The sequence below is a fragment of the Mesorhizobium sp. A623 genome, assembly GCF_054489405.1.
Genome location: NZ_JBTMXB010000035.1, coordinates 25,605 through 43,096, shown reverse-complemented (window position 1 = coordinate 43,096; position 17,492 = coordinate 25,605). Strand labels below are relative to the sequence as shown.

Annotated in this window: 15 protein-coding genes; 4 read left to right on the top strand and 11 right to left on the bottom strand. The window is 62.1% G+C overall.

Annotated elements, in window-relative coordinates; genetic code table 11:
- Positions 1-224 precede the first annotated feature (224 nt).
- Positions 225-1,028 carry a helix-turn-helix domain-containing protein gene (locus ACX3P1_RS23395; protein ID WP_459081981.1) on the bottom strand — a complete coding sequence of 268 codons (804 nt, stop codon included), beginning with the start codon at positions 1,026-1,028 and terminating at the stop codon, positions 225-227.
- A 133-nt stretch (positions 1,029-1,161) separates the two neighbouring features.
- On the opposite strand from ACX3P1_RS23395, the gene ACX3P1_RS23390 reads away from it, so the two are divergent.
- Both ACX3P1_RS23390 and ACX3P1_RS23385 read left to right on the top strand, forming a co-directional pair.
- Positions 1,162-1,557, top strand: a complete 396-nt coding sequence (locus tag ACX3P1_RS23390) for a hypothetical protein (RefSeq protein WP_459081980.1) — start codon at positions 1,162-1,164, stop codon at positions 1,555-1,557.
- A gap of 26 nt (positions 1,558-1,583) precedes the next feature.
- Positions 1,584-1,934 (top strand): DUF1330 domain-containing protein, encoded by a 351-nt coding sequence (locus ACX3P1_RS23385; RefSeq protein WP_459081979.1) that lies wholly within the window; start codon positions 1,584-1,586, stop codon positions 1,932-1,934.
- A gap of 33 nt (positions 1,935-1,967) precedes the next feature.
- Here ACX3P1_RS23385 and ACX3P1_RS23380 read toward each other — a convergent pair whose 3' ends face one another.
- From ACX3P1_RS23380 to ACX3P1_RS23340, 9 genes are all read right to left on the bottom strand, one after another.
- Positions 1,968-3,002, bottom strand: a complete 1,035-nt coding sequence (locus ACX3P1_RS23380; protein WP_459081978.1) for an NADP-dependent oxidoreductase — start codon at positions 3,000-3,002, stop codon at positions 1,968-1,970.
- 52 nt (positions 3,003-3,054) lie between these two features.
- Entirely contained in the window at positions 3,055-3,681 is a 627-nt protein-coding gene (locus ACX3P1_RS23375) for a DUF938 domain-containing protein (protein WP_459081977.1), read from the bottom strand.
- A gap of 42 nt (positions 3,682-3,723) precedes the next feature.
- Positions 3,724-4,449, bottom strand: coding sequence for an NYN domain-containing protein (locus tag ACX3P1_RS23370; protein WP_459081976.1), 726 nt, complete (start codon positions 4,447-4,449; stop codon positions 3,724-3,726).
- Positions 4,450-5,083: 634 nt separating this feature from the next.
- Positions 5,084-6,778, bottom strand: a complete 1,695-nt coding sequence (locus ACX3P1_RS23365; RefSeq protein ID WP_459081975.1) for an alpha/beta hydrolase — start codon at positions 6,776-6,778, stop codon at positions 5,084-5,086.
- A gap of 94 nt (positions 6,779-6,872) precedes the next feature.
- Positions 6,873-8,033 (bottom strand): serine hydrolase domain-containing protein, encoded by a 1,161-nt coding sequence (locus tag ACX3P1_RS23360; RefSeq protein ID WP_459081974.1) that lies wholly within the window; start codon positions 8,031-8,033, stop codon positions 6,873-6,875.
- A gap of 85 nt (positions 8,034-8,118) precedes the next feature.
- Entirely contained in the window at positions 8,119-9,153 is a 1,035-nt protein-coding gene (locus ACX3P1_RS23355; protein ID WP_459081973.1) for an extracellular solute-binding protein, read from the bottom strand.
- Positions 9,154-9,186: 33 nt separating this feature from the next.
- A complete protein-coding gene (locus ACX3P1_RS23350; RefSeq protein WP_459081972.1) occupies positions 9,187-9,990 on the bottom strand; it encodes an ABC transporter permease in 804 nt (267 codons plus the stop codon).
- Positions 9,983-10,903, bottom strand: coding sequence for an ABC transporter permease (locus tag ACX3P1_RS23345; RefSeq protein ID WP_459081971.1), 921 nt, complete (start codon positions 10,901-10,903; stop codon positions 9,983-9,985). The genes ACX3P1_RS23350 and ACX3P1_RS23345 overlap by 8 nt, the downstream gene beginning before the upstream one ends.
- A complete protein-coding gene (locus ACX3P1_RS23340) occupies positions 10,903-12,003 on the bottom strand; it encodes an ABC transporter ATP-binding protein (protein WP_459081970.1) in 1,101 nt (366 codons plus the stop codon). The genes ACX3P1_RS23345 and ACX3P1_RS23340 overlap by 1 nt, the downstream gene beginning before the upstream one ends.
- A gap of 259 nt (positions 12,004-12,262) precedes the next feature.
- Here ACX3P1_RS23340 and ACX3P1_RS23335 point away from each other — a divergent pair, with 259 nt between their 5' ends.
- Both ACX3P1_RS23335 and ACX3P1_RS23330 read left to right on the top strand, forming a co-directional pair.
- Positions 12,263-13,291: a histone deacetylase family protein gene (locus ACX3P1_RS23335; RefSeq protein ID WP_459081969.1), complete on the top strand. Its 1,029-nt coding sequence runs from the start codon at positions 12,263-12,265 to the stop codon at positions 13,289-13,291.
- Between the two features lie 117 nt (positions 13,292-13,408).
- On the top strand, positions 13,409-15,610 hold the full coding sequence (locus ACX3P1_RS23330; protein WP_459081968.1) for an esterase-like activity of phytase family protein: 2,202 nt from the start codon (positions 13,409-13,411) through the stop codon (positions 15,608-15,610).
- A 26-nt stretch (positions 15,611-15,636) separates the two neighbouring features.
- Here the strand turns inward: ACX3P1_RS23330 and recQ are convergent, their stop codons facing one another.
- Entirely contained in the window at positions 15,637-17,454 is a 1,818-nt protein-coding gene (gene recQ / locus ACX3P1_RS23325; RefSeq protein WP_459081967.1) for a DNA helicase RecQ, read from the bottom strand.
- Positions 17,455-17,492: the final 38 nt, after the last annotated feature.

The following is a 17,492-nucleotide window of genomic DNA, read 5'->3' as shown; positions in this document are numbered from 1 at the left end:
CCATCGCCCATATCCGCATGCTCACCAGACGCCTTGCAAGATATGGATGTAGTTGAAGCCTTTTCGAGTCCGACTCTTAGGCAGAATTTCCACTTATCACCGATGTCCAGATTTCACGAACCACCTCTGTGGAACTGGGGCTGCAAACGCTCGGCAAACTGGCGCGCTTCGTCGGCTCCGAGTGAACAGGCTACGGAAGTGTTCGGCCCTGAAGGAATGCGCGGTCAGGATCGTGCGATCAGTTTCGCCATCGAACTTGCCGTCTCGGGGTTGGCCGCGAAGAAGGTTTCGATAGTCACTTCCGACAGCGTCACATCGATAGCGGTTCCGAACACGGTCGTGGTGCTGATGAAGGAGAGGGGGCCTTCTTCGCTTGAAAGCGTGAGCGGCACGACGATCCCGCCCTCGACGACCGGACCGGCGCGCGTCGAGACCGCGTGCGGCGGCGTGGGGTAGGATTTCAGTTCCTCCAGCAATGCCATCAGGCGTGGGGCGGCCGAGACGTCGATCTCGTGGGCAAGGCGCGCAAAAATATGGGCGCGCCATTCGCGGAAATTGAGAATGCGGCTCGCAAGCCCCTCTGGGTGCAGGCTGAGCCGCAGCACGTTGATCTCGCCGGCGACCAGATGCTCCGCGACTCCCGCCATCAGCACGCCGACTGCCTTGTTTGCCGACAACAGCGTCCAGTTCCGGTCAACCGCAAGGGCGGGATGCGGTTCATGTCCTTGCAGGATCTGGTCGATCGCGGCGCGGGCAGCCCCGAGTTCGGGCGCATCGAGCGGCCGTTCGCGATAGATCGGCGCGAAGCCCGCCGCCGTCAGGATCAGGTTGCGCTCGCGCAGCGGAACCGAAAGCCGCTCGGTCAGGCGCAGCACCATGTCACGGCTCGGCTGCGATCTTCCCGATTCCAGGAAGCTCAAATGCCTCTGCGAAATCTCGGCATCGACGGCAAGCGCAAGCTGGCTGAGCCGGCGGCGCTGGCGCCAGTCGCGCAATAGGTCTCCGGCGGATGGGTGTTCTTTCAGCATGGTCCGAACCTAGCAGCCCAGCCATGCCTCCAGCAATTACCTCGCACGTAATCGACGCCAGATCGAAACCCGGCAAGGATTGGGCATCGCTTCGCCAAAGTTTGCGGACGATCAACAGCAATGAGGAATAGCAATGACGAACAATAAGCACTCTTCACTGAAGCCCCTGCTGGCGCTCGACGCCGCTACATGCGCGGCGATGGGGGCGGTCCTTCTGCTTGGTTCAACGCTGGTCGCCGGGGTGACGGAGATTCCAGCCGACCTTTTGTTCTGGGCAGGGGCGAGCCTGATCCCGGTCGCCGCCTTCATGGCGATCAGTTCACGCACGACGCCGGTGCCAGGCTGGGCGGCCACGTTGGTGGTGGTCGGCAATCTCTCGTGGGTAGCCGCCAGTATTTTCCTGCCGTCAGCGGGATTGATCGCGCCAAACGCTCTCGGATGGGCGTTCCTCGTCGGTCAGGCCGGTGTCATCGCCATTCTGGCCAAGCTGGAATTCGATGCGTTGCGCAGCCGAACCATCCCTGCCTGAACCCTGCAAACACAAGGAACTTGCCAATGACCAGCTATGCCATCGGCCATCTTCGCAACGTCAGGATGGGGCCGGACATCGTCGCCTATCTCGAAACCATCGATGCCACGCTTGCTCCGTTTCAGGGGCGTTTCATCATCCATGGCGGCGAGAAGGAACAACTGGAAGGCAGCTTTCCAGATGACCTGGTCGTAATCGCGTTCCCGGATCTGCAGGCGGCGCGCGCCTGGTACGGCTCGCCTGCCTATCGGGGGATCCTCGCCAAGCGTACAGGCAACTCGCAAGGGGATATCTTCCTGATCGACGGTGTCGATGAGGATCACCGTGCGACCGATATCCTGCCGCCGCACGGCCAGCCGGCGCGCCTGTCAAAGTGATCACCCTGACGCGGGGGAGCCTTTGTGTTCCCCTCAGTCCAGGCCGACGCGGATGACGCGTTTGCCGAAGTTTTTGCCGGTGAGAAGGCCGATGAAAGCTTCCGGCGCGTTCTCCAGGCCGTCGATGATCTCTTCGCGGTATTTGATCTTGCCGCTTGCGACCCAGCCGCCCATCTCCCTGGCGAATTCGGGGTAGAGATGGCTGAAAGTGTCGAAGATGATGAAGCCCTGCATCCTGATCTTCTTGCGCAGGATCTGGCCCATCAGCCAACTCATCCGGTCCGGTCCTGCGGGTAGTTCGGTCGCGTTGTATTGCGATACCAGTCCGCACACGGGCACACGCGCGTGCGGGTTCAGAAGCGGAATGACCGCGTCCAGCACCTTGCCGCCGACATTCTCGAAATAGATGTCGATGCCGTCTGGGCTGGCCTTGGCGAGTTGCTCGGCAAAGTCGGGGGCCTTGTGGTCGATGCAGGCATCGAAACCCAACTCGCTGACCGCATAGGCGCATTTGTCGGGACCGCCGGCAATGCCGACCACGCGGCAACCCAGCAGCTTGCCGATCTGCCCAACGGTCGCACCGACCGGACCGGTCGCCGCCGCGACAGCGATTGTCTCACCCCGCTTGGGTGCGCCGATCTGCTTCAGGCCAGCCCAGGCCGTGAAGCCGGGCATGCCCAGAATGCCAAGCGCCCAGGAAGGATGCGCCGGCGATTGGCCAAGGTTGGTCACCCCCTTGCCGTCCGAAAGGGCGTAGTCCTGCCAGCCATTGTAGCTGAGCACCCAATCGCCTGGCGAAAACCCCTCGACATTCGAGGTGACGACCCGCGCAACCGTACCGCCGACCATCACGCCGCCGATTTCGACCGGGGCCGCATAGGACGGCGCATCGCTCATCCGGCCCCGCATGTAGGGATCAAGCGAGAGATATTCGGTACGCAGCAGCATCTGTCCGGAAGCGGGCACGGGCAGGGGGCTCTCGATCAAACGCAGCGTGTTCGCATTGGGCGCGCCCTTCGGGCGCTCGGCCAATATCAACTGGCGATTTGTCTTGTCGGTCTGTGTCATGATTTTTGCTTTCTAAATGCGGGTCGCGGGCACTCGAGGCTTCCATTCGCTTTCATTGCTTGCGAAATACAAGCGACAGATTGTTCGCCGGCATTTCATGGATGTCTGGCGGACCGAAGCCATGCAGCATGGCATGGCGGGCGACATCTTCCACATTGCGTAAGCCCCATTCGAGATTGCGCGACCGCAACTGCTCGTCGAACGCTTCGTTGCTCGGTGCCGTTGGCCGGCCCTGCCGCCGATACGGGCCGTAAAGGAAAAGGATGCCACCCTGGCCTAGGATGTTTTCCGCTCCCTGAATGAGCCCTTCCGCGGCCGACCATGGCGCGATGTGGATCATGTTGAGGCAGACAATCGCTGCCGCATTCCCTGCCGACCAGGGCCGTTCGGTTACGTCGATACGCAAAGGGGGCAGGATGTTTGGGAGGTTGTCTGCCGCCATCCATCGTTCGATCGATTGAAGGGACGGCTCGTCGCTCTCGCTGGGCTGCCATATCAGGTCCGGCATCTCGCGCGCAAAATGGACGACATGCTGTCCCGTTCCGCTGCTGATCTCGAGCACCGTGCCGTGACTGGGCAAGACACGCTTCAGAATGTCGGCAATGAGGCCCTTGTTCCGCTCCGCCGAGGGACTGACAAGGCGATTGTCCGTAGACACGCCGAGTATCTCGTTTCGCATTTTTCGCCTTACTCCCCTTACCGATGCCCGGATTTGCCGAGGTCAGGAGGGCTTGCCGGTCTTTGACGCGGAGCGCCCGGAAGGCTTTGGCTTCACCCGGATACGCATCGTTCCGCATTCGGGATGGTTGATTTCGAACTCGTTCGTCTTCCGCACAAGGTCGCTCAATTTTCGGGAGCCGAAGGTGCGCGGGTCGAAATCGGAGACGAGGTTGGCCAGTTGATTGCCGACCTGGCCGAGCGGCACCCAACCATCCTCGCTTTCCATCTGCGCAATCACGCGTTTGATGACAGAAGCCCCTGCACTGAGTGGCTGGAGGGGCGTGGCCGGTTGGTTGGCGTCGATCGTGTTTGCCGGAGCGCCCGGCAGCAGGTTCTCCGTATAAACGAACCGGCGACATGCCTGTCGGAAACTTTCAGGCGTCTTTTGCTCGCCAAAACCATAGACGTCGACGCCCTGTTCGCGAATACGGGCGGCAAGTCGGGTGAAGTCGCTGTCGGACGACACGAGACAGAACCCGTCGAACCGACCGCTGTGCAGAAGGTCCATTGCGTCGATGACCAGCGTGATGTCGGAGGCGTTCTTGCCGGTCGTATAGGCAAATTGCTGTTGTGGGATGATCGCATGCTTCGACAGGATATCGGCCCACCCCTTCGAGCGGGCGCTGGAGAAATCCCCATAGATACGCCGAACGCTGGCTTCCCCGATCTTGGCGATTTCCTCGAACAGTCCATCGGCAATCTTGGCCGAGGCATTGAGGTCTTTCATTCAGGTCGTTCTGCGGGAATGCCGCAACAACACTATCACAGTGTCGTGGTGTCGACGCCAAGCCGTTTTTCAACTCGCTTGCCCTCTTCGAGTGACCTGAACGGCGGAGCAAGGGGAGGGACTCGGCCCGGCCTGGGCTTGGCTGGCTACAAAGCCAGATCGGCAGGCGGCGTGCCTCGCGCCACCGCCTGATCCATCGAATAGCGGTTGTCGTAGGTGTGGACCAGCATGAACCGGATGAGCGGATCGCTGTCCCATGCCGATACTTGCGACGACCCGACGTCGACGAGGATATCGTTGTACTTGTATTGATTTGCGACGAGGCATGCCCAAAATTAGGCACGCCCTTCAATGGGTGGATTTCGCCAAGATTACGCGGCTAATCTTTCCACCTTGAGCCGCATTTCACGCAGCCTGGCTGTTTTCTTCTCGCGAGCGACACGCTCAGCGGTAATATATTCGCGAGCAATCCTGTCAGCTCGGACGTGTCTATTTTCAGGTTTCTCCGATCGTACATTTGTCATGAATTTCGTTCTCCATATTGCATTGTGCATATAGGAATTATTCATGAAAAATCAATGATTCCGCGGCCAAAAGTCGCTCCGCTGGCGGGGCCGGGCGGCTCGGAGCCGGTCTAGCCGCCCCTGTTTTCGACCTGCGTGGCCGTTTGGCCGGCAAGTTGTTGCTTGAGGGCGGCGAGGGCCTGTGGCGACCAATCCTGGGCACCGATGACGGCGGACCAGGCCTCGATATAGTCTTTTGCGGCGTAGACATGGCCGTGGCCGGCCGGCGTCGTCGTTGCAACGGCCATATCCAGCGCAAGCTGCAGCATGGTCACCAGCGGATACCAGCTCAACTTGGGGGAAACATCGGGGCCGCGCGGCGCTTTCAACCAGTCCGGCATGCGGTAAGCATCGCGATAGTCGAAGAAGACAATCGGATCGCTGGCGTATTGGAGATAGACGACCCGCATCGGTCCCCATGGCATATCCGGAGCGACGGCGGGCCCGTTCTGATTGACGAAGCGAACAAGCCGGCTGTCGCGAAAGACCGGCAGCCATTCAGGGCTCCCCGGGTTCCGTGCATCCGTGGCCGAACGCCAGATACGGCTTCCGAAGGGCGGCCCACTCCAAAGCGCACCGCTGATCGGGTCGCCCAGTATCTCGAACAGGCTCGCCGACCGTTCCGAATTCATCGCGCCAAGGCTGAGCCCATGCAGATAGAGTTTCGGGCGCGAATTTCTGGGTAGGGCGGTCCAGTAATTATAGATTTCCAGAAACAGCGCGCGTGCGGTCTCGGAGCCATATTCGGGTTGCGCCAGAAGCGACAGCGGGCTGCTCAGATAGGAGTACTGGACGGCAACGCTGGCGACATCGCCGTGGCGCAGATATTCCAGCGCCCCCATCGAGGCCGGGTCGATCCAGCCGGTGCCGGTCGGTGTCAGGATGACGAGCAAGGATCTGTCGAAGCCGCCGACCCGCTTGAGTTCTTCCAGGGCAAGCTTGGCGCGGGCCTGTGGATCGGCGGCCGCGCCCAAGCCGACATAAACCCGGATCGGCTCGTGGGCAGGCCTGCCGGTGAAGGAATTTATCTGCGCAGCACTTGGCCCGTCTGCGAGGAATTCACGGCCGGCTCGGCCAAGCTCTTCCCATTTCACCAACGAGGCTGCGCTGCCGGTTTTGCGGCTGTCGGCTGGTTGGGGCCGCTCAGGCTCGAGCAGCGCATCGAGTTTGCTGTAGGACGAATCGAGAAGGCTGAAAACAGAGCGCGCCAGAACGTCGCTTGCGAGCGACCAGGCCACGACCGCGGCAACGCTGAATCCCACCACGTTTGCGATCCGCCTGGGCACATAGCGTCTGGAAAACCGCACGACCAACCGAACCAGGGCCGCGAACAACCGGGCTACGGCGAGCAGGATGACGAACGTAACCAGCGCGACCGCGCAGGTCGTCAAAGGGTGAGAGCTGTCGACCGGCGGCATGTCCATGAGAGTACGGATGGAGTTCTGCCACCCGGCGGACCGCCACAGGAAGACGACGGCGATGGCAAGGCAAAGGACAGACACGACCGTATTGGCGATCGACCGCAAGCGTGGCTGGACTTCGGGGATTTCCATGTAGCGCCAGAGCCAGCGAGCCGCGACCCCGAGCCCGTAGCCGAGGGCGAAGCAGGCGCCGGCAAGGACGCCTTGCGTCAGATATGTCCGGGGAATGAGGGTAGGCGTCAGCGAGGCTGCAAAGAACAAGGTGCCAAGCACCACGCCGGTGCCGGACAGGGACCGAGCCGGCGTATAGATCATCTGCGCCAAGAGGCGGCGAACTTCATTCATGTCTCAGTAGCTGCCGCAAGAGCCAGTCCAGCCAATCAAAACATACTCCGGGGCTTGTCGCCAGTTTCGGCACGCGCGCTGACGGGCCGGCCTGTCAAACCATGCCGGAAAGCGCTTGCAGGAAGGCGACGATGGCCAGGTCGAGCGGGTCGTTGACCGGCTCGGGCTGCGACGACATTTTGACGATCACGACCTCGCTGCCAGGGTCGACGTAAAGCCATTGGCCGTGAATGCCGATGCCGCAGAACGCGCCGTCGCCGACCTGGTACCATTTGTTGCGGTAACGGCCCTTGGGGAACAGGGGCAGCATCTCGCCGCGTTGCCAGGCTTGGGTGCTGCCGGCGCTGATCGTGTCGCGCACCCAGGCTTCGGGAACCACGCGGCGGCCATCGGCCCTGCCGCCCTGCCGCATCATCTCGCCGACGCGGGCGAGGTCGCGCGGCGTGACCGACATGCCGCCAGCCGTGCGCGCCGTGCCTTCCTGATCGACGGTGACGAAAGCATCGCCCTTGGCACCGAGCGGCAGCCATAATTTTTCGCGCATGAGGTCGCAGACGCGCTGGCCGGAAGCGCGCTCGACAAGGATGCCGAGCAGGTCGGAATTCGGCGAGCGATAACGGAAAATGTCGCCATGCGGGCCTTCAAGCCTCGGCAATGTCAGCAGGAACGATTTCAGGCTTTCCGAGCCGCCGCCCGGGTTCCACAGCGTAGCCTTGCGATAGCGGCCATAGGCGCTGTCGGGGTCGAGATAAGATTCCTCGATATCGATGCTGACGACCATGTCGAGCACGTGGCGCACGGTTGCGTCGCCATAGGCGGAGCCTGTCGCCTCCGGCAGATAGGCGATCACCGGTGCTTCCAGGTCGAACTTTCCCTCGCCGTGCAGGATGCCGGCAAGGATGGCGGTCAGCGATTTGCTGATGGAAAAAATGATGTGCGGCGCACCGGGACTCATATGCGGCGCAAACCAGTCGCCGACGATTTTTCCGCCCTTCATCACGGTGAGCGCATCGGTATCGGAGCGCGCCAGAAAGGCCGCGACGGTTTCGCCTGTGGGGATTTTCTCGGTCAGCAGCCCGCTCATGTCCTTGGCCGGCTGTTCCGCCTCGCCCATAGCCTCGATGCGGGCGCTGGGCACGAGTTCGCCGGCATTCTGGAACGACCAGCGGTTGAAAGGACTGCTTCTCCAGTTGGCCAGATTGACCGCGTCGCGGCGAAAGCCGTAATTTTCCTCGAACGCGGTCGCCTTGGCCATGCTTTTCTTCCGGGAATGTTCTTGATGGTCGCTCGAGTGGAGCGTTAGGGCCGGGCGATCATGCCCGGCCCCGACGCTTGTTCGGTTATTTCTGAAGCTGGGTCCAGAGCTTGGTGTACAGTTCCTGGACCTTGGGCTCGCAGGTCGTCAGGAACTCACCCGCCTTCTCGAATTCGGCCGGGATGACGAGTTCCGGAGCATCCTTCATTTCGTCCGGCATGAACTCCTTCGAACCCTTGATGCCGTTGGCGTATTTCGCGAAGGCCGAAATCATGGCGGCATTTTCCGGGAGCATGATGAAGTTCATGAACAGCTTGGCGTTGTCGACGTTCTTGGCGTCCTTGAGGATGGCGACGCTGTCCATGAACATCGGGAACCCTTCCTTCGGATAGCCGAACTTGATGTCGGGGTTCTTGATGCGCGAGCGCATGATCGCACCGTTCCAATAGTAGACGGCGGCGTAGTCGCCCGCCGGCAGTTTCTCGGTGACGCTGTAGTCCATTGCCAGCCATTTCGGCTTTGCCTCGACCAGCTTGTCGCGCACTTTCTTGAGCAGTTCGAGATCGTCGGTGCACCAGTCGCCGCCGAAATACTTGATGGTGGCAAACAGCACGTCGGTCATTTCCGGCTCGACGTTGATCTTGCCGACCAGTTCCGCCGGCGGATCGAGGAAGATGGCGGACGTGTTGATGTCGCCGCCATAGACCTTGGTGTTCACACCGATGCCCGACAGGCCCCACAGCCACGGCACGGTATAGTGCCGGCCCGGATCCCAGGCAACGTTGACCCAGCGCTCATCGACATTCTTGAAGTTTTCCATCTGGTCGGGACGGGCCTCGAGCAGCAGCCCTTCCTTTATCCAGATCGGCACGTAGCTCGCCGACGGAACCACGATGTCGAAGCCATGGCCACCGGCGCGCACCTTGGAAAGCGCGGTATCGTTGGAGTCATAGTCGGTGATGGTGACCTTGACGTCGTAGGCGGCCTCGAACTTCTTGATCATGTCGGCGCTGGTATAGTCGCCCCAGTTGAAGATGTTGAGTTCTCCCGCCGCGGATGCGCTCCCGGCGCAGCCCAGTATCGCTATCGCCGCCGTGGCGGCCATTGTCGTCCATTTCATTGCTGCTCTCCCTTATGATTTACGTTGCACTGGTCAGGTTTTTCGTCGGTTGACAAAGAAGAAGACGGTCACGAGCAGGACCGACATGCCCAGGAATACGGTGGCTATGGCGTTGATTTCCGGGGTGGTTTCGCGCCGCAACTGGCCGAGCATGTACGTAGGCAGCGTATCCTGCCCGCCGGACTTGACGAATTCGGTGATGACGACATCGTCGAGCGAAATGACGAAGGCGAGCATGAAGCCGGCTATGATGGCTGGCCTCAACAGCGGCAGCGTCACATAGCGGAACGCTTTCCACGGCGTCGCGTAGAGATCGGCGGCTGCGCGCTCCATCGTCAGGTCCATGTCTTCCAGCCGGCCGCGGATCGGCAGGTAGGCGAACGGAATGCAGAAGGCCGTATGCGCCAGGATGAGATAGCCGAGGCCGGAATAGCCGGTCCACACCTTGATGCGCGAGAACACGATCAGCAGCGCCACGGCGGTGACGATCTCGGGCACCATCAAAGGCTGGTTGATGAACGCGTATTTGAAGGTCAGGCCGGGATAGCGCCGCGTGCGGGTGGTAGCGAGCGCGGCCATGGTGGCGACGATGGTGGCGAGCGTAGCAGCCCAGACCGCAAGCACGATCGAGCGGATCGAGGCATCCTGAACGGCCGAGTTCTGCCACGCCGATACGAACCAGCGCCAGGAAAACCCGCCCCAGTTCGACAGCGATTCGGCCGCGTTGAAGGAGTAGACGACCAGGGCCGCGATAGGCAGGTACAGCGCGAAGAAGGTCAGCAACGCCATGAAGCCGAAACCGGGCTGTGCGCGGACATCGAAGGTACGCTTAGCCATGGCCGGCCTCCGAACGCGAAGCGTTGCGCACGTAGAACAAGAGCGCAATCATCACCAGCGCCATCAGCGTGATGGAGATGGCCGCGCCGAGCGGCCAGTTGCGGCCCGCGCCGAATTGCAGCTCGATCAGATTGCCCAGCATCATGTTCTTGCCGCCGCCTAGGACGCGCGGAATGACATAGGCGCCGAGCGACGGGATGAAGACCAGGATCGAGCCGGCGATGACGCCCGGCTTGACCAGCGGGAAGATGATGCGCCGCAATACCTGCCAGCGGCTGGCATAGAGATCGTAGCCCGCCTCGATCAGCCGGAAATCCAGTTTTTCCATCGAGGCGTAAAGCGGCAATACCATCAGCGGCAGGTAGACATAGACCATGCCGAGCAGGATCGCGACGTCCGTGTTCATGATCTGGAACGGGCTGTCGATGATACCGGTCCAGATCAGGGCCGTGTTGACCAGGCCCTCGTTGCGCAGCACCTGCTGCATGGCGAAGGTGCGGATCAAAAGGTTGGTCCAGAACGGGATGGTGACCAGGAAAACCCAGACTTCGCGCGTCGACGGCGGCCGCGTCGCGATGAAGTAGGCGGTTGGAAATCCGAAGATCAGCGTCAGGAAGGTCGTGTAGAAGGACAGGCGGATGGAGCGCCACAAGATGGTCAGGTGCGCATCGGCCAAGCCCAGTGTGTCGTCGAAGATATCGCGCTGGAACAGCACCGAGGTCCAGCCATCCAGGGAAAAGGTCCAGGGCTTCACGTCGCCATAGTCGCCTTTCACCATGAACGAGTAGGCGAGCATGACGAAGAGCGGGCCTGTGGCGGCGACGAAGATGATTAGAAGCGCTGGTGTCGAAAGCAGCCAGCGGTTGTGGATGTCGCGCCGTTCGGTCGGGTTGAGGCTCGCGCTCGCCACCATCAGTCTTTCAACAATTGCGCGGCGTTGGCGCGAATGGCGATGCCCGTCCGGTCGCCCCGGGCGACAGTGACGCTGCCGCCATTCGCGTTTTGCTGGCGCACGATGAAGGGGCCGCCATCGTCGAGCCTGATATGGAAATGCGTGTCGGTGCCGAGATAGACGACGTTCTCGATCTCGCCGGAAAGCGTGGCCTTTTCGTCGGCGGCGGCAAGCTGCGTATGCTCGGGCCGCACCACGATGGTGGCCTTGCCCTTGGGTGAAAAACCAGACGGCAGCGAGGCCGTAATTTCCGAGCCCGACGACAGTTTCACCGTTGCGCGCCCGTTCGCCTCGTGCGTCACCATGCCTTCGAGGAAATTGGTCTCGCCAATGAAATCGGCGACGAAACGTTCGGCGGGCCGATCGTAGATATCGTGCGGCGTGCCGATCTGCAGGATCTTGCCGGCCGACATCACCGCGATGCGGTCGGACATGGTCAGTGCTTCTTCCTGGTCGTGGGTGACGAAGATAAAGGTGATGCCCGTCTTGCCCTGCAGCCGCTTCAACTCGATCTGCATTTCCTTGCGTAGCTTGTAGTCGAGCGCCGAAAGCGGCTCGTCGAGCAGCAGCACCTTGGGTTGCGGGGCGAGCGCCCGCGCCAGCGCCACGCGCTGTTGCTGGCCGCCCGAGATCTCGTTGGTGCGCCGGTTGGCCAGCGCTTCCATCTGCACCAGCTTGAGCATCTCGGCGACGCGTGCGGCGGTCTCGGCCTTCGGCTTGCCCAGCATCTGCAGCCCGAAACCGATGTTTTGCGCCACCGTCATGTGCGGAAACAGCGCGTAGGACTGGAACACCGTATTGACCGGCCGCTTGAACGGCGGCAGCGGCGCGATGTCGTCGCCATAGAGCAGGATTTCACCGGCGGTCGGGAAATCGAAGCCGGCGATCAGCCGCAGCAGCGTGGTCTTGCCGCAACCCGAAGGGCCAAGCAGCGTGAAGAACTCGTTCTCCCGGATGGTGACGGATACGCTGTCGAGCGCCGCGACCTGCGCCTCGCCATAGCCGAAAACCTTACGAACCCCCCGAACGTCGATAGCGTTTTTATCCGGTGTTTCCGGCACGCAGCACCCCATTTTGTGGACCGCTCTTGTCGGCGGACATCGCCTCTTTCCCGATTGTCACCACATGCGCGGTGGGATGGCAACAGAGCAATTGAAACTTGAATTAAAAAAGGCCGGGGCCGTGTCGAGCCGCGATCGAGGCCGATGCAGAGGCTCGTGACGGAAAAACCATGCCAGCAAGCCGCTGCCGCTTGGCACAGCGCTTGTCGAGCCTCGCGGGCGTCGATACGCTGTCACCGCATCGTGCCGGGGGGATTTCATGAAGACTGTATTTTCGCCGCTCCATGCCGGCCATGCCGGCACCATGGAACTGAACGCCGGCGAGATCGTGCCCGGTTTCGAAAAGCCCTCGCGCGCCGAAATCATCAAGGCGCGGGTGGAAAGCGAAGGGCTGGGCCCCATCCTGCCGCCACAAACGCATGACCTTGCCGCCGCCAAGCGGGTTCACGCCGCCGACTACATCGATTTCCTGCCGACCGTGTGGCCGCAATGGGAAGCGTCGGGGCGGGGCGGTTCGGCCATGCCCTTCACCTGGCCGACGCGCGGCCTGCGCGCCGACGTTGTGCCACAAAACATCGACGCGCAACTGGGCTTTTACTCCTTCGATGCCGGCGCGCCCTTCGTCAAAGGTACATGGGCCGCGATCAAGTCTTCCTTCGACGTGGCGCTGACGGCGGCAAGCCTTGTCAAGGCGGGCGAGCGGGCCGCCTTCGCGCTCTGCCGCCCGCCGGGGCATCATGCGGGGGCTGCCTTCATGGGCGGCTATTGCTACATCAACAACGCCGCCGTCGCCGCGCAATGGTTTCGCGACCAGGGGGCCGGCCGCGTCTCAATCCTCGACGTGGACTATCACCACGGCAACGGCACGCAGGAGATCTTCTATCACCGTGGCGATGTGCAGGTGTTGAACCTGCATGCCGACCCGATGGTGGAATATCCCTACTTCCTCGGCCATGCCGATGAGCGCGGCGCGGGTGCTGGCGAAGGGTTCAACGAGAACTATCCGATGCCCTTCGGCACAGATTGGAGCGCGTGGAGCGCCGCGCTGGAGGATGCCTGCGAGCGGCTCTCGGCCTATGCGCCGGACGTGGTCGTGGTTTCACTCGGCGTCGATACGTTCGAAAAGGACCCGATCAGCCAGTTCAAGCTAGTCAGCGCCGATTATCCGAAGATCGGCGCACGCATCGCCAGGCTGGGGCTGCCGACTTTGTTCGTCATGGAAGGCGGCTATGCCGTCGATGAGATCGGCGTCAACGCGGTCGGCGTGCTGACCGGTTTCGAGGGTTAGAGCGCGCGATAGTGGAAAAGACTTGGCCATTGTCATCTAGCCGTCATCGGCAAGTCATCGCGCTGAAATATCGATCCTGCAAGGCACCGGGGAACTCCTGAATGAGAGAGAACCCCGATGACCAGCCAATCGCGCCTTTTCGTTTTGACCGCCATGCTCGCCGCGTCGGTGGCGCTGCCCGCTTATGCCGACAGCGCCTTCAACCGGATCGCTACTTTTCCGGTAGCCGAAAACCTGCCGTCCGACCTTGATGCCAAGACGCCGACCTCGTCGGAGATCATCAAGGCAAGCGAAGACGGCAAGACGCTGGTCTATTCGGACAGTCCGCTGGGCGCGGTCGGCTTCATCGACATTTCCGACCCGAAAGCGCCGAAGGCGGGCGGCATCGTCAAGATCGAGGGTGAGCCGACCTCCGTCGCCGTTATCGGCACCAAGGTACTGGCCGGCGTCAACACCTCGGAAAGCAAGAAGAACCCGTCCGGCAACCTCGCCGTCATCGATCTTGCCACCAAGAAAATCCTCGCGACCTGCGACCTTGGCGGCCAGCCCGATTCCGTGGCGATCAGCGCCGACGGCAAGTTCGCCGCCATCGCCATCGAAAACGAGCGCGACGAGGAATTGAACGACGGCGCGTTGCCGCAACTGCCCGCCGGCGATCTGAAGATATTCAGCCTGACCGACGGCATGCCGGACTGCGCCACCATGACAACCGTCGATTTCACCGGCATTGCTGAAATCTCGCCGGAAGACCCGGAGCCGGAATTCGTCGACTTCAACGCCGCCAATGAAATCGCCGTCACGCTTCAGGAAAACAACCATATCGCCATCGTGGATGCGGCGACCGGCAAGGTCACGGCGCATTTTTCCGCCGGCTCGGTCGATCTCGACGGCATCGACACCAGGAAGGACGGCGCGCTTTCCTTCACCAGTTCGATGCAAGGCGTGGCGCGCGAGCCCGACGCGATCAAATGGCTCGACAATAACCGTTTCGTCATCGCCAACGAGGGCGATTATCATGGCGGCTCCCGCTCTTTCACCATCTTCGACAAGACAGGCAAGGTGCTCTTCGAATCCGGCTCGTCGCTGGAAATGAAGATCGCCGCCGCCGGCCATTATCCGGACAAGCGCAACAAGAAGGGCGTCGAGCTTGAAGGCCTCGAAGTGGCAAAGTTCGGCGACACGCAATACATCTTCGTCGCCAGCGAGCGCGCCTCGATGATCGGCGTCTATAAGGACACCGATGCCGAGCCGGAATTCGTGCAGTTGCTGCCCTCGGGCGTGGGTCCGGAAGGCCTGGTCGCCATTCCTTCGCGCGGCCTGCTCGTCACGGCCAACGAAACCGACCTGGTGGAAGATGGCGGCGCGCGCTCGCACGTCATGCTCTATGAACTCGGCGATGGCCCGGCCGTCTATCCGATGGTCGTCTCGGCCGATGACGAGGCGGGAAAACCGCTCGGCTGGGGGGCGCTGTCGGGGCTGGCCGCCGATCCGAAGGACGCCGGAAAACTCTATGCCGTCTCCGACTCCTTCTATCGCTCGCAGCCGGCCATCTTCACCATTGACGCCACCAGGACACCGGCCAAGATCGTCAAGAAGCTGGTCGTCACCCGCGATGGCCAGCCGGCCCAGAAACTCGACCTCGAAGGCATCGCCTCCGACGGCAAGGACGGTTTCTGGCTGGCCTCGGAAGGCGACGCCTCGAAGCTGACCGCCAACGCGATCTACCGCGTCGACGCCAAGGGCGAGATCAGCCAAGAAATCCCGCTGCCGGCTGAACTGTTGGGCAAGGGCGGCCGCTTCGGTTATGAAGGCATCACCACGCTGGGCGAGGGCGACGACCTCACGCTGGTCATGGCCGTGCAGCGCGAATGGGCCGACGACGCCAAGGGCGGGGTGAAGCTTTTGGCCTACAAGCCGGCGTCGAAAGAATGGTCGGCCGTGCGCTATCCCCTCGAGAAAGCTGAAAAGGGCTGGGTCGGCCTGTCGGAAATCACCGCCTGGAAGGACCGGCTCTACATCGTCGAGCGCGACAATCTGATCGGGGCGGACGCCAGGCTCAAGGCCGTCTACGCCGTCGCGCTGGACGATTTCAAGCCGGTCAAGCTCGGCGGCGAACTGTCTCTGGTGACAAAGACGATGGTCCGCGACCTGGTGCCGGACCTGAAGGCAGCGACCAACGGCTATATCGTCGACAAGGTCGAGGGCTTTGCCATCGACGCCAGTGGCGATGCCTATGTCATGACCGACAATGACGGCGTCGACGATTCTTCGGGCGAGACGCTGTTCCTGCGGCTGGGCAGCATCGACGCGATCAACTGAAGTAGGAAGAGCAGAACAAACGCCGTTCAGGATACGCCGTTCGAAATATGCTCGGCGATCACCGTCAGGAATGCCGGGCCATAGCGATCCAGCTTGGTCTCGCCGACGCCGGGAACACCCGCCATCTGCGCGCGGGAAGTGGGGCGGGCGGTGGCCAGTTCGATCAGCGTCTTGTCGTGGAAGATCACATAGGGCGGCACGTTCTGCGTGCGTGCGATTTCCATGCGCTTTTCGCGCAGCGCCTGGAACAGGGCTTGATCGGCCTCGGGCAGGGCGGTAGCCGCCTGGTTGCGCGAAACGCCTTTTTCGCGAGCGGTGCGCGCCGGTGGCGGCACGCGCAGCATCAGCGTCGGCTTTTCGCGCAGGAACTGGCGTCCCGCCTCCGAGATCGCCAAGCCGCCATGGCCGGCGAGGTCGACATCGATCAGGCGCAGCGCGATCAACTGGCGCAGGATCGCGCGCCAGACGCGCTTGTCATGCTCCTTGCCGATACCGTAGGTGGAGATGCGGTCGTGCCCGAAACTCGCGATGCGCTCGTCCTCGACGCCCAGAAGCACGTCGACGATATAGCCCTGGCCGAAGCGCTCTCCGGTGCGATGAATGCAGGACAAGGCTTTTTGCGCGGCAATGGTGCCGTCGAACAGTTGCGGCGGCTCGGCGCAGGTGTCGCAGTTGCCGCAGGGCTGGCAATCGTCTCCGAAATAGGACAGCAGCACGCGGCGGCGACAACCTGCCGTTTCGGCCAGCCCAAGCAGCGCATCGAGCTTTTGCCGTTCCGTGCGCTTGCGCTGTTCGGGCGCGTCCGATTCCTCGATGAAGCGGCTGCGCAGCGCGATGTCCTCATGGCCATAAAGCATCAGCGTGTCGGAAGGCAGGCCGTCGCGTCCGGCGCGCCCGGTTTCTTGATAATAGGCCTCGATGCTGCCCGGCAGGTCGACATGGGCGACGAAGCGCACGTCAGGCTTGTCGATGCCCATGCCGAAGGCGATGGTGGCCACCATGACGACGGCCTCATCAAGCTGGAAACGCGCCTGGTTGGCCGCGCGATCCGCCTTGTCCATGCCGCCGTGATAGGGCAGCGCATCATAGCCTTGGGTGCAAAGCCAGGCGGCCGTCTCTTCCGTCTTGCGCTTCGACAGGCAGTAGACGATGCCGCTTTCGCCGTCATGGTCCTTCAGGAAACGCTTCAACTGGCTTCGGGGATTGTCCTTTTCCTGGATGGCGTAGCGGATGTTGGGGCGGTCGAAGCCGGCGATGAAGGCGTCGCTTTCGGCGATCTGCAGAAGCGCCAGGATCTCGGCCCGGGTCGGCGCGTCGGCGGTGGCCGTCAGCGCCATGCGCGGCGTGTCGGGGAACAGCCGGACCAGCGCGTCGAGCTGGCGGTAGGAGGGGCGGAAATCATGCCCCCATTGCGACAGGCAATGCGCCTCGTCGATGGCGATCAGCGACAGCTTCACCTGGCCTAGCCGCTCCAGCACGTCTGGCCGGAGCAATGTTTCCGGGGCGACATAGAGCAGGTCGAGCGCGCCGGAGGCAATGTCGCGCCACAGGGCGCTTCTCTCGTCGCCCTGCAGGTCGGAGTTGAGCGCCGCCGCCTTGACGCCTGCCTGACGCAAGGCGGTCACCTGATCGGCCATCAGCGCGATCAGCGGCGAGACGACGAGGCCGACGCCGGGCCGCGCCATCGCCGGGATCTGGTAACACAGCGATTTTCCGCCACCCGTCGGCATCAGGACGAAGGCGTTGTTGCCGGCCACCACATGCTCGACGATCTCCGCCTGAGGCCCACGAAAAGCGTCGTAGCCATAAACGGTTTTCAGGATATTTGCGGGATCGGTGTTCAAGATAGCCTGCGTTGGGAATCAGGAGAATATGGCCTCAT

Coding starts and splice junctions, on each gene's coding strand:
- ACX3P1_RS23395 (WP_459081981.1), bottom strand. CDS start 1,028: ATGCTGAAAGAACACCCATCCGCCGGAGACCTATTGCGCGACTGGCGC.
- ACX3P1_RS23390 (WP_459081980.1), top strand. CDS start 1,162: ATGACGAACAATAAGCACTCTTCACTGAAGCCCCTGCTGGCGCTCGAC.
- ACX3P1_RS23385 (WP_459081979.1), top strand. CDS start 1,584: ATGACCAGCTATGCCATCGGCCATCTTCGCAACGTCAGGATGGGGCCG.
- ACX3P1_RS23380 (WP_459081978.1), bottom strand. CDS start 3,002: ATGACACAGACCGACAAGACAAATCGCCAGTTGATATTGGCCGAGCGC.
- ACX3P1_RS23375 (WP_459081977.1), bottom strand. CDS start 3,681: ATGCGAAACGAGATACTCGGCGTGTCTACGGACAATCGCCTTGTCAGT.
- ACX3P1_RS23370 (WP_459081976.1), bottom strand. CDS start 4,449: ATGAAAGACCTCAATGCCTCGGCCAAGATTGCCGATGGACTGTTCGAG.
- ACX3P1_RS23365 (WP_459081975.1), bottom strand. CDS start 6,778: ATGAATGAAGTTCGCCGCCTCTTGGCGCAGATGATCTATACGCCGGCT.
- ACX3P1_RS23360 (WP_459081974.1), bottom strand. CDS start 8,033: ATGGCCAAGGCGACCGCGTTCGAGGAAAATTACGGCTTTCGCCGCGAC.
- ACX3P1_RS23355 (WP_459081973.1), bottom strand. CDS start 9,153: ATGAAATGGACGACAATGGCCGCCACGGCGGCGATAGCGATACTGGGC.
- ACX3P1_RS23350 (WP_459081972.1), bottom strand. CDS start 9,990: ATGGCTAAGCGTACCTTCGATGTCCGCGCACAGCCCGGTTTCGGCTTC.
- ACX3P1_RS23345 (WP_459081971.1), bottom strand. CDS start 10,903: ATGGTGGCGAGCGCGAGCCTCAACCCGACCGAACGGCGCGACATCCAC.
- ACX3P1_RS23335 (WP_459081969.1), top strand. CDS start 12,263: ATGAAGACTGTATTTTCGCCGCTCCATGCCGGCCATGCCGGCACCATG.
- ACX3P1_RS23330 (WP_459081968.1), top strand. CDS start 13,409: ATGACCAGCCAATCGCGCCTTTTCGTTTTGACCGCCATGCTCGCCGCG.